We start from the raw sequence: 14,022 nt of genomic DNA, 5'->3' as shown, positions 1-14,022 counted from the left end.
CCCAATGCGGGAACGGACGGCACATTAGTGATATGTTCGAATGCTACCCCGACCGATTTGTTTTTAAGTTTAGGAGGAGCGCCTCAAGCAGGAGGAACGTGGACACCGGCTTTGGCTAGTGGCACGGGCTTATTTAATCCTGCGGTGGATACAGCGGGCACCTATACCTACACAGTGGTAGGGGGCGCACCTTGTGGAAGCGATACGGCTACGGTAAGCGTAACATTGACACCCGGACCCAATGCAGGAGCAGACGCAACAATAACCTTATGTTCTAATGCGACGTCTATTGATTTATTTTTAAGTTTAGGTACTTCTGCACAGTCAGGGGGAACGTGGTCTCCACCATTGGCTAGTGGAACTGGTGTTTTTAATCCGGCATTTGATCCCGCAGGGTCTTATATTTATACTGTTGCTGGGACAGGTACATGTAATTCAGATACGGCTACTATATCGGTTAATTTAATAGCACCGCCTGATTTTGGTTTAGGAACCATAACAGCACCTAACGTATGTCAGAATTCAGCTGTAATTGTCTCAATCAGTGGGGCGACAACCTTAACCGATGGAAACTATACATTCACTTACTCAGTTACTAATGCGAATCCATCCATAGGGACCACAGCAACAGTAGCAATAACGGGTGGAAATGGTCAATTTAGTATACCGGGTTCGTATTTTCAAACATCGGGTAGCGTGACGATTTCTTTAACAGCGGTAACCGCATTGAATGGAAATTGTACTTCGACCATTTCAACAGCTTCGACCACAATAACGGTACTTCCACAACCCACGTTAAGTAATGCTACTGTAGTGGTTGCTCCGCTTTGTTTGGGCGAACAAGCTACGGTGACAATAACTGGTGCATCGGGCTTAACAAATGGGAATTATACATTAGAATACCAACTTACAGGTGCCAATACAGGTGTATTTACTAGCATAGTAACCTTTAGCAATGGTGCAGCATCGTTTATCATTCCATCAAGTGATTTGGTAAATGATGGAACAGTGAATCTAGCCTTTACTTCAATCATCAGTCAGATTTCATCTTGTGGCAACAGTACTTTGAATTTCACACCAGTTACTTTTGAAGTTCAAAATCCGCAACCACCTGTATTGACAGGTTCTACTACATTTTGTAATGATAGCAATGCCACGCTTTCCGATTTGAGTGCTCAATTATCAGGGTCAGGAACTATCGTATGGTATAGTTCGGCTTCAGGAGGAACACCTTTGGATGCTTTGACGGTATTGCAAGATGGAGTAACGTATTATGGTGCAGTTCAATCCAGTGCTGGATGCGAAAGTATTCGCCTTGAGTTGACCGTTGTACTCGAGTCTTGTACCCCCGACGATATTATTATTCCCGACGGATTTTCACCTAATACCGATGGGGTAAACGATGCGTTTATTATTCAAAATTTACTAGAACTGTATCCCAACTTTACAATTGAAATTTTCAATCGTTATGGCAACGTATTGTTTAAGGGGAATCGTTCAAATCCTCATTGGAATGGACGTTCAACCGAGGGTTCCGTGGGGGGTGGTTTAGCACCCGTTGGAGTTTACTTCTTTATTTTAGAATTTAATGATGGTGTCCGTGCTCCCCTACAAGGACGTCTTTATTTAAGCAGATAACATTCGCCTATGAAAGCTAATAGAATAAAATATATACTTATTGTTGTTTTGCTCTTGTGTTTAACCCGAACGCAAGCGCAACAAGATCCACAGTATACCCAATACATGTACAATATGAGTGTACTAAACCCTGCCTATGCTACCGATGATGCCGATGCCATTAATTTGGGAGGATTGTATCGCGCTCAGTGGGTGGGTGCTGTAGGTGGACCTACGACAGGAACATTTTTTATGCATACTCCTTTGAAAAAACGGGTCGAAGTGGGAATGTCTATTGTGCACGACGAAATTGGCGATGTGGTCCAAGAAAGTAATGTATTTGCTGATGTAGCTTATGTTTTGCCTCTTGGAGAAAAGCAAAAATTATCCTTTGGGATTAAAGCGGGAGCTACTTTTTTTAGTACTAACTTCAATGGTTTTGTATTCACTGATAATCTACCCGATCAGGCTTTTGCCAATAACTTGAGTCGCACCTATCCCAACATTGGGGTGGGGACTTTTTATTTTGGTGAAAACTATTATGTAGGACTATCGGCTCCCAATTTATTACGCACCAAACATCTTGAAACACGGGATGGTTTAACACGAACTGGTGTGGAAGAGATACATTACTTTCTTACAGGGGGCTATGTATTTGAGTTGAACGATCAATTCAAGTTTAAACCCGCTTTTATGACCAAAGCGGTCTCAGGTTCACCGATTTCCTTGGATGTTACCGCAAATTTTTTGTACAACAACATGTTAGAAATGGGAGTTGGTTACCGCGTGGGAGATGCTGTAAGTGGTTTAGTGAATTTTCGTATCACTCAAAATTTACGTATAGGATACGCTTACGATTACACCTTGTCCAACTTAAGTCGCTTTAATTCAGGTTCACATGAAATCATGGTTTTGTTTAACCTCAGTAAATCCGGTAAAAATAGCGCCGGCAATGGCTATGATAAATCACCCCGTTTCTTTTAAAAGGATGGCTATGCGTATACTTTACCTCTTTTTGATATTGGGAACTTTCGGCGTTTCGGCCCAAAAGAAACCCTCTGTTAAGTTTGCTAATAAATTGTTTGCCAATAAAGCTTATGTTCAAGCGGCTTCGGTCTATGAAACGCTCAAACCCAACCGTTTGATTTTATCCAACCTAGGGGATTGTTATTATTACAATGCGCAAATGGATGCTGCGGTAAAAAATTATGGGCAGTTGTTTTTTCAATACAAAGATTCGGTCAAACCCGAATATTACTTTCGCTATGCCCATGCCTTAAAAGGAATCAAAGATTACGAAAAAGCCGATAAAATTATGGGCGAATATCTCAAGTATCCTGTTGATACCCAGAAATTCATCGATAATTTGAATACTATTGTTCCCCATGATTATGAAATTCAACTGATGACTAAAACCAATAATACGGGGGATTTCGGGATGGCGTATCGCGGCGATAAAGTGGTTTTTGCCTCGCTGCGAAGTACAGAACAACCGCTCTTTAGTTGGAATGACAAGCCCTATCTGGATCTTTTTGAAGCGACTTTAAATGCAGAAAATCAATTGGAAAACATTCAACCCTTTCCAAAATCTATTAATACTAAAACGCATGAAAGTAATGCTGTTTTTTCTACAGACGGTAAAATTATGTATTTCAGCAGAACCAACAGCAAACGGGTTAAAGTAGGTGATGAAAAGTTTGCTTCTGTGAAGTTATTCCGCGCCGAATGGGTGGACAACGAATGGAAAAATATTACAGCGTTGCCTTTTTGCAGCGACACTTTTTCAACACAACATCCTTACCTTTCCCCCGATGGAACTCAACTTTATTTTTCAAGCGATCGTCCGGGTGGTAAAGGCTCCTTCGATTTGTATGTTGTGGAAGTCCGTCCCGATGGTACCTTTGGAGAACCTCAAAATTTGGGCGATGTTATTAATACTGAACATTTAGAGCAATTTCCCTTTATCACCACCGATGGAACTCTGTACTTTGCATCCAACGGCCATGAAGGTATGGGTGGTTTGGATTTGTTTATGACCAAAAAATACCAAGATAACTATGCTAAACCCCTTAATTTGGGGCAAACCATCAACAGCGGCTTAGACGATTTTGGTTTTGTGTTGAATGAAAAAACACAAGAAGGTTTCTTCTCTTCCAACCGCAAAGGATATGACAATTTGTATAGCTTTAAGCGCAAAGATAATGAGCGTCGTTATCTGGTAGAAGGGGATGTTCGCGATAAAGTAACCAAACAATTACTGCCCGGGACTCAGGTAAGTTTATATGATGAAAATGAGGTGTTGGTAGGGCAAATGATAGTAGGTTCAAACGCCGATTACTTTTTCAACACCAAACCCAACAAGACCTATCGTTTGGAAGCTATCCGAGACTTATACATTCCCCACAGTGAGCAATTTTCCACCAATGATGAAGGAAAGGCGCGGTATTCCATCGAATTGGAAGTTGAATCGTATGATGATGCCGAAGATATCGTCGTAACCAAAAATGACGGTTATGTATATATCGAATTGGAAAATATTTATTTTGATTTGAATAAATGGAATATCAAACCCGAGGCGGCCAAAATTCTTGATGTATTGGTTGGATTGTTGAAAAAGTATCCACGTATGGAAATCCAAATTGGAGCACATACCGATTCTCGTGCGTCAGAAACCTACAATTTGATGCTTTCCAATAACCGTGCTTCTTCTACGTTGGAGTATATTGTCAACCAAGGAATCGACCGTTCACGTTTGCGTCATAAAGGTTTTGGAGAAAGTACTCCATTAGTTAATTGTGGCGATAAATGTACCGAAGCAGAACATTCGATTAACCGACGATGTGAGTTTAGAATCTTGAAATAAAAAAAATCGGCTTAAGCCGATTTTTTTTACTGTGCCAAGGGATTAAAACAAAGCCGGATAACGTTTGGGATTGGCTTCGTGCATAATCGCATAGACTTTTTCAAAGATATCTTCCACCGAGGGTTTTGAAAAATAATCGCCGTCAGTTCCATACGCAGGGCGATGTGCTTTGGCGGTTAGAGTTTCAGGGGCGCTGTCCAAATAGGTATAGGCCTTTTGTTCTTCTACAATTTGTTGTAAAATAAAGGCACTTGCACCACCCGGAACATCCTCATCAATCACCAAAAGGCGGTTGGTTTTGGCAATACTTTTTACTATATCATGCGCCAAGTCAAAGGGTAATAACGACTGTATGTCAATAATTTCAGCACTGATTCCAACAGCTTCCAGTTCGTTGGCCGCTTGTTCTACCAATCGCAAGGTGGAACCATAGGAAACCAGCGTAATATCGGATCCCTCTTTTAACGTTTCTACAACGCCCAAGGGAGTTTTAAAATCCCCTAAATTTACAGGCATCTTTTCTTTTAAACGGTAGCCATTTAAACATTCTACCACCAATGCCGGTTCATCTTTTTCCATCAAGGCATTGTAAAAACCAGCGGCTTTGGTCATGTTTCGCGGAACCAAAACATGGATGCCTCGCACTGCATTGATGATCATACCCATGGGAGACCCAGAATGCCAAATACCTTCCAAACGGTGTCCTCGGGTACGTATAATGACCGGGGCTTTTTGACGCCCTTGGGTCCGGTATTGCAAAGTAGCCAAGTCGTCACTCATAATTTGTATAGCATACAAAAGGTAATCGAGATACTGAATTTCAGCTATCGGACGCAAGCCACGCATCGCCATACCAATACCTTGCCCTAAAATGGTAGCTTCTCGGATGCCCACATCGGCAACACGCTGTTCCCCATATTTGAGTTGCATGCCTTCCAATCCTTGGTTAACATCGCCGATATTTCCCGAATCTTCCCCAAAAATCAAGGTATTGGGGTATTTGGTAAATAAGGCATCAAAATTATCCCGCAACACCAAACGTGCATCTACAAGTTCGGAAGAAGCATCAAATTGAGGCGCTACTTCATGTATTGTGGCAATCCTGTTTTCTGATTCAGAAAATAAATGGGAACTGTATTTGGGTTGGATTTTTGCTGTATACGATTGAATCCATTGCGCTAATGGTTTTTGTCCTGACTCACCGATGAGCAGGCGTAAAACTTTTCGCGCTGTACTTAAAATATCTTTACGAATAGGCTCTTTTACAGCTGCCAAATCGCTACTGTATTTTTCGATAAAAACTTTTCGACTGCTACCTTGGGCCAAATCATTCAAAAGTGAACACAATTCGTTCTGCTCCGCTTTGAAAGGGGCAATAAATGCATTCCAAGCCGCTTTTTTACCCTCTAAAACCTCTTTTTTACAGGACGAATCTAACGCATCTAAGTCGGATTCAGTGGCGAGGTTGTTGCCGATCAACCACTGACGCATCTGTGCCAAACAATCGTATTCGGCTTCCCACGCTAGACGGGTTTCATCTTTGTAGCGTTCGTGACTTCCCGAAGTAGAGTGGCCTTGCGGTTGTGTCAGTTCACGAACATGGATAAGCACGGGAACATGCGATTCGCGGGCAATTGCAGCGGCTTTTTGATACGTTTCTACAAGAGCAGGATAGTCCCACCCCATAACGGTAAAGATTTCAAAACCATTTTGATTTTCATCTCTTTGGAAACCCGCCAATAAAGCCGAAATATTCTCTTTAGTGGTTTGATGACGGGCATGCACTGAAATGCCATATTCATCATCCCAAACACTCATGACCATGGGAACTTGAAGTACCCCCGCTGCATTCATCGTTTCAAAAAACAATCCTTCTGAGGTAGAGGCGTTTCCAATGGTACCCCAAGCGACTTCATTTCCTTCATTGGAAAAAAGTTGGGAATCTATTCCCGATACATGACGGTAAATTTTGGAGGCTTGCGCCAACCCTAATAAACGAGGCATCTGTCCCGCTGTGGGTGATATATCTGAACTGGAATTTTTTTGTGCCGTCAAATCCTTCCACTGCCCGTTTACATCCAACGAATGGGTTGCAAAATGCCCGCCCATTTGTCGGCCTGCACTCATCGGATCGTGTTCCAAATCGGTGTGCCCATACAAACCTGCAAAAAATTGTTCAATCGTAAGGGCACCGATGGCCATCATAAAGGTTTGATCGCGGTAATAACCCGAACGGAAATCCCCGTTTTGAAAAGCTTTGGCCATCGCCAATTGGGGCACCTCTTTTCCATCGCCGAAAATACCAAACTTTGCCTTACCCGTCAGTACTTCCTTGCGTCCCAGAAGACTGCATTCGCGACTGATACGAGCAATTTTATAATCGTTTAGAACTTCTGCTTTGAAATCTTCAAAACTGATGGCTGTGTTGGTTTGTGCTGTCGTCATAACGTTTTAATAAACATCAAAAAAACAAAGTTAGCTAAAAAATAGATTGGTTGTTACCGTTGCTTGCAATTAAATTTTGAACAATCTCTAATTTAACCCCATTTTTTTATGAAATAATTTCATTTTAAACATAAAACACCATAATTCAGTGCGATAAATAAATAAAAAGCAGCAATTAAAACCATTTTCGTGTAAAAAGTCCGACCAACGATCGCGGATCAATGGTAAACACAAAGCGAATCTGTTCATGGTAGTTGGGTCGGCCAAAATCCCAACCCATACTGGAGTATATGGGAAAATAAAATTCCAAATAATCGGTAATCAAATTAAAACGTATCCCCGAATCCATTCGGAATACCGCATCTTGTCCACGATCTTTCAATACACCAAAATCGGCATACGCCTCAATCCAGTTCCAAATGCTACCACTAACATTGGTACTGACCAACCATTCATTGGCCAATTGGTTGGTAAAACGCGATTTAAAACCTCCTTCGGCTGTGATAAATTGTTGGCGAAAGATGCCCGTGCTTTCCGATCGTCCCAAGAAGGGGTAATCAAACAAGTAGTCCGTGGGACGCTCTAAAGCAAAACTAAAGAAGTCTTTGGTGTCGTCATTACGCAAAAAGATTCCGCCAAAAAAACGAATGTTCACCTGACGGTTGTTTTGAAATAAATGACGGTACACCACTTCTGCCGAGGTTTTGGAAAATTGGGAGGCGATTTGAAAATTGGCACTATACGAAAAGGTATGTGTGATGGTCATGTCGGTATTGATGTAACGAAAATCAGCTACAGAATACCGATTTTCACCGGGGGTTTGCACAAACAAACTCGGTTCCCGATTGACGTATACATTGCGAAAATTAATAATCTGAATGTGGTTTTTACGGTAGTCTTTTTCGCGAATACGCATCTGTACAAACGGTGTAAGCTTCTGATAGGTCGCATCTGGGGCATATCGAAAATGACTGCCTCCCACACCGTATTTGATGGAAAACAAATTGGAATTTCGTAAAAATTGATTAAATGTGATGTTGGCGCTCCCCGAAAGCGATGATGAATTGGTCGAGTAGGAGGGAATAACATCAAAATTGATGGGTTTGTCCAAAACGGTTCGGTTGTTTAAACTCAATCCCAAAATCACCCCATCATAGTAGTTGAATCCCATAACGGGCAGGTACATAATTTGGTTGTAATTGGGGTCCTCCAAATCTTTCAAAAATCGAAACTTCAACGGACGATTACTGATAAAAAATGACTTTAATGACTTCCAGTTATTTCGTTGGTTGAACTCAGGAACGGTATTTTCATAATTCAAAACCAATTTGTCCGCCTCTTTTCGAGGTAGCGTAAATACTTGATTTTGATCTTTCGGCTCTAGCCAAGTTTTAAAAACTACCTCTTTTTTCTTGATACCGTAAATCGGAATCGGGACATCGACTCCTGTTCGGTTTTTTAACTGAAACGTTACACTGTCCTTGGATTTAGAGAGCAGGTCTAGTTTGTAATCAATAATTTTTCTGGATTGAATAATGTACTCAAAAAACCATTGGATGTCTTTTTCGGTTTGTTGCGCTACAATTTGTTTAAAATCGATAGTTGAAGTGGGTTGAACCAACGCTTGTTTTAATAATTGTTCCAACGCTTGCCGTAGTTGGTCTTTGCCAATGTACTCCGAAAGGTATCGAAAACTCAATCCTGCACGATACTTTGACGCAATTTTCTCGTTAAATTTCAAGAGCTTATCTTTCGAATCACCCAAGGGTTGGTCCAAATTCTTTCGCGCCATTAGCATGTAGAAATAACTGTATTGTTCGTTGAAATCCAACGAGAGCAATCGATATCCTTTCAACAGGTTTATTTTTCCCAAAGCGCCCATCATTTTCATTTCGGGATAATGTTCATCGATGTATTGCATCATGATGTAAATTTGAAGCGCATCAATAAGCCAATTATCTTTCCGTGGATCAATGAGTAAGGTCGTCTTCAAACGGTTGTAGAGATAAGTCTTCAAAAATTTTAGCTCAAATACAAAATCATCGGGAAATGGGCGGATGAAATTGGGTAACTGATTTAACCCGTAAAACGGATTTCGATCGTAGTCGGCTTGCGTCACCGTTGTTTTTGGGAGTGGATTTTTGCCGAGAAAGCCCGTAACATAGTTCTCAATTTTCTCAATCAAGATGGCTTTCTGTACCGCATTGATTCGTTTTTCTTGCAGATTGGTCACAATACTACCGCGTTCGTTGTTAAAACTCTGGAAGTCGTTGCTACGGGTGAGGTACAAATGCACTTGGATTCTGTTTTTTCCTTCAAAATGGTAGGCCGTATCGGTTTGCTTTTCCAACGTCAAGTCGCTAATCACCTGAAATCCAGCGGGACGAATATGCAATTCCACATCCATCGGCGCATTGGTGGCATCATCAATATTTAAGTTGCTATACTTTAAAAAATCACCATTTTCCCAACGCGCAGGGGTGAGTATCCATTGGTCCAATACAACTTCGTTGTCGGCATTAAAACCAATTCCCGTAAACCGCTGGTCGGGAAGTTTTAAATGGTAAGAGAGTATCAAAGTAGTCGTTGCTTGGGGTGCCAAAGGTTCCCGTAAAGGAATAGCAATCAAATCGGGGTGGTCGGGCAACCGCGACCAATCCAGCAGCGTTTTTTGATCATCGATAACCGAGAGTCCATGAGTAGCTCCGCGCTCTTTGGCAGTGGCGACGTGAAAACTGCGTACAAATTCATCGGCAAAACGTTCGGCCAAGGGTGTATTCCGGTCCGAATACGCATGTATCCAATCGTTGAGTATTACTACCGATAAGGTGGTTCCTGTGGTATTGTGAAAAGTAAGCTCTTGATAAACATTCAAGGTTTGTTTTTCGGGCAGGTAATCCACGGTGAGTTTCGTTTGGTGTTGTGCCAAAAGAGACGCAGAGAATCCACAAGATAAAAGGCTAAACCACCATAATAAAACTTTATTCATACGAGGCAATTTGGGAAGAAAGCGTATCTTTTTGAAAAGGGATACCCCACCAACCAAAGATATAGATTTTGATGCAATACCGTGTAAAAGGTTGCTTTACTACCTCATTAACGTTTTACGGTTGCACTTTATTTCTTTTCTAAAATAAAAAAACGCCCGCGATAACAGCTACCGGGGCGTGAGAAAGGGGCCGAATGGGATTAGAAATTCGGACTTAAATTGTATTTTTTGTAGAAGGCATCCAAGGCTTCAACAACTTCATCTTCATTGTCAACCACCTGAATCAACTTCATATCTTCCGGATTGGCATTATGGTATTTTTCAATGATCACCGTTTTAATCCAATCCAAAAGTCCCGACCAAAATTCAGTACCAACCAAAATGATAGGGAATTTTCCGATTTTCTTCGTTTGAATCAATGTCAACGCTTCAAAGAGTTCGTCCAACGTTCCAAATCCACCCGGCATGACCACAAAACCTTGCGAATATTTTACAAACATAACCTTACGCACAAAAAAGTAGTCAAAGTTTAGGTTCTTGTCTTTGTCGATATACGGATTGAAATGTTGTTCAAAAGGCAACTCGATATTCAGACCTACCGAGGTTCCTCCTCCGTGATGCGCTCCTTTGTTACCCGCTTCCATGATTCCAGGACCGCCCCCCGTAATGACACCATACCCCGCTTTACTAATTTTGTAAGCAATACGTTCGGCAAGTTGATAGTATTTATGGTCAGGTTTGGTACGTGCCGATCCAAAAATAGAAACACAAGGTCCAATACGCGCCATGGTTTCATAGCCGTTTACAAATTCGGACATGATTTTAAAAATCGCCCAAGAATCGTTGGTGCGAACTTCATTCCAGGTTTTTTGTTTAAATTTTTCCTGAATGCGCTCGTCTTCGTTTTGATAATCTTCAAATGCCATAATACTTCTATTATTTAACTATTTATTTTTTGGAGTTATTTTCGGCTTCCGCCCATGCTTCCCTTCAGACGTGCTTCAACAAGGGTGCAGTATGCGACCAGATAGGCAGTTCAAGGTTAGAAAAGCGTGCTAAGATACAATATATTTTAGATGCGAATCGATAAGAAAAACATAAAAAAAAGCCGGCTTTTACACCGGCTTCCTCATCCTTTAATAGACTAGAATTTCATAGATTTTCTTTCGAATCTGATAATCATCCAACGGATCATGTTCCGAAACTTGCTTCTGCAACGTAGTAAACACGCTTTGGAATTGTTCCAACTGATTCATGTACAATCCCTCATTAGCGGTGAAGTCCAATTGCCACCAGAGGAATTCCAACAAGTAATTGGTACACCCAAACGTGTCCATAGCCGTAGAAATGGATTTAAAAATCTCCAGAAAATACTTTGCATCATTTTCCTCAAACGGATCTAAAACGATGAATAAGACGTAGCGATTCAAACTCTTGTAGTCGCCAGCTTTCAAGTCTTTGATCAATTCACGGAAATACGTTTTCTTAATTTTCTCCCGATTTTGACTGAACATGTTGTACAAATGCACATTCATTTCGGGGAAAGGGGTGTAATGCACCGGGTCCATTTTCTCCAGGAAATCCTGGGCTTTCACAATGAAATTTTGGTTAATTTCAAAATCCTTGTAAGTCATACGCTATTAAATTGGGGCTTAATAATTTCAAAGTTAAGAAAAGTTCTACACTAATTGTATACGTAATACTACGTATTTTTCCTAAAAATGTAAGTTTTTTTCCCAAAGTTTAGAGGAAAAATACCCTTTGAACGGAGGAAAAATACCTTTCGTCTTGTAGGGTTATTCTTAGTTATTGATTTCCAGGAACTTACATTTTGGTCCGTTTTTGTGGTAACTTCTTCATAACTTTTTTAGGGGCGCTTTCCATTTTTGTGCTTGCACTTTATTTTTGAAAAAAAATAAAAAATAGTGTAATGGGTGCATTTGTCATCAGTAAACGCCTCAATGGGACTTATAAATTTATCTTTGCTTCCCGAAAAGGGAAAACCATCTTCACAAGCCTATCGTGTAAACAAAAAAGCGATTGCGAAGAAATGATCCAGGCTTTTCAAACGCAATGGGAGCGATTTACGATCTCCCAAAGTAAAGCTTCAGGGGGTAAATTCTTTTTTCGGCTCACCAAAGACGGGTTGGTACTTGCAACAAGTCGCAAATACACTACGGAACGTCTTTTACAAAAAGGAATAGATGAACTCACGCGTTCCGTCGCCCACGCCGAAGTATTGGATTTTTCAGATCAAGAATCGATTTTCCCCGATGCAGCTATAGTGTTTTCTGAGGCCGAAAACCCATAACTCTTTATTCGGTATACACTGATTTTTTCCCCGAAACGCTATAGGCTATTGCACATGCTAAGGCTGCACTGGGAACGATTTCATCACCAAAAAGTTCTCCTGCCATAACGATACATGCCAAGGGCGTATGTGTGGCTCCAGCAAATACCGCTACCCAACCCAATGCGGCCCATAATCCAGGGGAATAGGGGAAAACAAATGTGAGCGCACTCCCTAAAGTAGCCCCAATAAAAAATAACGGGGTGACTTCTCCCCCTTTAAAGCCTACACCAAGCACCAAAGCGGTTAATACCAGTTTCCAAAAGGAATCTTTCCACGACAAGGTTGCTGAAAAAGCGTCTTGTATAATTGGTAATCCCAGCCCTACATAGCGATCGTTGCCCAGAAGGCTAACAATAATCACAAAAAGAGTTCCTCCCCAAAACAAACGCAAAGGAGGGGAGGAAATCCATCGTGCTGCTATTTTTCGCACTTCACCCTGAAGGCTTACAAAACATCGAGCGGTGAGTCCAAATAATACTCCAGCACCCAACACCCAACCGATGTAAGTCATCGCAAATTCAGGAATTTGAAGTGTTGGAAATGTACCGTGTGAAATTCCCCATGCGGTACAAACCCAATCCGATAAAAGTGCCGTTATAAAGGCAGGGAGCAATGCTTGTCCGCGTAACGGTTGCTTCCGATTCCATTCCAATGCAAAAACGAATCCTGCCCATGGCGTTCCAAAAACAGCTCCAAATCCCCCTGCTATGGCTGCCGTCAACGCTACTCTGTAGTGATTTTCAGATTTGTTGAAAAGGCACACTATCGGTCGAACCAATGCCGCAGCCATTTGCAATGCCGTGCCTTCTCGTCCGACAGAAGCCCCAAATAAATGGGCGACGAGCGTGCTTCCCAAAACCATGGGTCCCATGCGTATTGGTATAGGTGTTTGGGCGTCTACTAGCGCGGCACGCACTACGGCATTTCCTCCATTGGCTTGTTTGCCCCAACGGTGGTAAAGATATCCCATGGCCCAACCCGCAAGTGGCAACCCCAATATTAAATAGGAATGGACCATACGGATTTGGGTCACTTCCTCTAAAGCCCATAGAAAAAAAGCAGCACTACTTCCAATCGGTAAACTCAACAACACTCCAATTCCGATGCTATAACCTTGGAATTGCAACATAGAAAAAAGTGAAGGGTTGAATAGTCGCGTTGTTTTTCGTTTTGAAGACATCATAGAAATCGTAAGGCATACCTCGGAATGATAGCCAGCGTTGACATCACTCCGAGGTAACGGGTAGAAACAAAAGTACGGATTTCTGGGTTTAGGAATTCATATTCCATTTTAAGGAAAAGGAATCAAACTTCCACTGTAAATGCAATCGGCTTGGTCTTGATCGCCCAAGACAAAACGAAAGGTACCGTTTTTTGCGGTCGTAACATTAAACGATGGGGTGTATCCTTTTAGCATTTCGCGCTCCAAAGCCGTAGGTTCGGCAGGTTGGGTGTAGCCAATTATGACAAACGAATCGGTATCAATCCATTCCAATGGATAGGTATGGGTTTGGTCTGCCAACTCCATGGTAACCATCTTCCCCTTAAGATGTAATCGAAAATGGGAAGGCCCTGTTTCAACGTAAGCGGCGTCGAGTTGCACGTTATAAGTACCGTCGGGCAACATCGCAACTTTGGGCTCGGTATAGCTTGAGAATCCTAATAGTATACCACTGAGGAAAAATATACGAAGCATCAAGGCAGCAAGTTTAAGTTTCTTTAGGATAACGGAGTACATTCCATTTTCGTATCTCG

10 protein-coding genes are annotated in these 14,022 nt (G+C 41.7%); 4 read left to right on the top strand and 6 right to left on the bottom strand.

Annotated features, from left to right (window positions below; all coding sequences use genetic code 11):
• The 3 genes from O9316_RS12905 to O9316_RS12895 form a co-directional block, all read left to right on the top strand.
• On the top strand, positions 1 to 1,638 hold a 1,638-nt coding region (locus O9316_RS12905), incomplete at its 5' end, for a gliding motility-associated C-terminal domain-containing protein (protein ID WP_298205392.1).
• A 9-nt stretch (positions 1,639 to 1,647) separates the two neighbouring features.
• Entirely contained in the window at positions 1,648 to 2,601 is a 954-nt protein-coding gene (locus O9316_RS12900) for a type IX secretion system membrane protein PorP/SprF (RefSeq protein WP_298205391.1), read from the top strand.
• Between the two features lie 10 nt (positions 2,602 to 2,611).
• Positions 2,612 to 4,480 carry an OmpA family protein gene (locus tag O9316_RS12895; RefSeq protein ID WP_298205390.1) on the top strand — a complete coding sequence of 623 codons (1,869 nt, stop codon included), beginning with the start codon at positions 2,612 to 2,614 and terminating at the stop codon, positions 4,478 to 4,480.
• Between the two features lie 42 nt (positions 4,481 to 4,522).
• On the opposite strand, the gene O9316_RS12890 is transcribed toward O9316_RS12895, so the two are convergent.
• The 4 genes from O9316_RS12890 to O9316_RS12875 all read right to left on the bottom strand — a co-directional run bounded on the left by O9316_RS12890 (position 4,523) and on the right by O9316_RS12875 (position 11,548).
• Positions 4,523 to 6,925, bottom strand: coding sequence for a thiamine pyrophosphate-dependent enzyme (locus tag O9316_RS12890; RefSeq protein WP_298205389.1), 2,403 nt, complete (start codon positions 6,923 to 6,925; stop codon positions 4,523 to 4,525).
• A gap of 175 nt (positions 6,926 to 7,100) precedes the next feature.
• Positions 7,101 to 9,914, bottom strand: coding sequence for an aminopeptidase (locus O9316_RS12885; protein ID WP_298205388.1), 2,814 nt, complete (start codon positions 9,912 to 9,914; stop codon positions 7,101 to 7,103).
• A 200-nt stretch (positions 9,915 to 10,114) separates the two neighbouring features.
• Positions 10,115 to 10,840, bottom strand: a complete 726-nt coding sequence (locus O9316_RS12880) for a TIGR00730 family Rossman fold protein (protein WP_298205387.1) — start codon at positions 10,838 to 10,840, stop codon at positions 10,115 to 10,117.
• Positions 10,841 to 11,050: 210 nt separating this feature from the next.
• Complete coding sequence (locus O9316_RS12875) at positions 11,051 to 11,548, bottom strand: hypothetical protein (RefSeq protein ID WP_298205386.1); 498 nt, start codon at positions 11,546 to 11,548, stop codon at positions 11,051 to 11,053.
• A 296-nt stretch (positions 11,549 to 11,844) separates the two neighbouring features.
• On the opposite strand from O9316_RS12875, the gene O9316_RS12870 reads away from it, so the two are divergent.
• Positions 11,845 to 12,225 (top strand): YegP family protein, encoded by a 381-nt coding sequence (locus O9316_RS12870; protein ID WP_298205385.1) that lies wholly within the window; start codon positions 11,845 to 11,847, stop codon positions 12,223 to 12,225.
• 4 nt (positions 12,226 to 12,229) lie between these two features.
• On the opposite strand, the gene O9316_RS12865 is transcribed toward O9316_RS12870, so the two are convergent.
• Together O9316_RS12865 and O9316_RS12860 are read right to left on the bottom strand one after the other, a co-directional pair.
• Positions 12,230 to 13,396 (bottom strand): chloride channel protein, encoded by a 1,167-nt coding sequence (locus O9316_RS12865; protein WP_298205384.1) that lies wholly within the window; start codon positions 13,394 to 13,396, stop codon positions 12,230 to 12,232.
• 162 nt (positions 13,397 to 13,558) lie between these two features.
• Positions 13,559 to 13,963: a hypothetical protein gene (locus O9316_RS12860; RefSeq protein WP_298205383.1), complete on the bottom strand. Its 405-nt coding sequence runs from the start codon at positions 13,961 to 13,963 to the stop codon at positions 13,559 to 13,561.
• Positions 13,964 to 14,022 lie beyond the last annotated feature (59 nt).

Origin of the sequence: Flavobacterium sp. (assembly GCF_027533505.1) — a bacterium.
GTDB lineage: Bacteria > Bacteroidota > Bacteroidia > Flavobacteriales > Flavobacteriaceae > Flavobacterium.
Note: the sequence above shows the minus strand (reverse complement) of the source record. Positions and strands in the feature narration are given on the sequence as shown.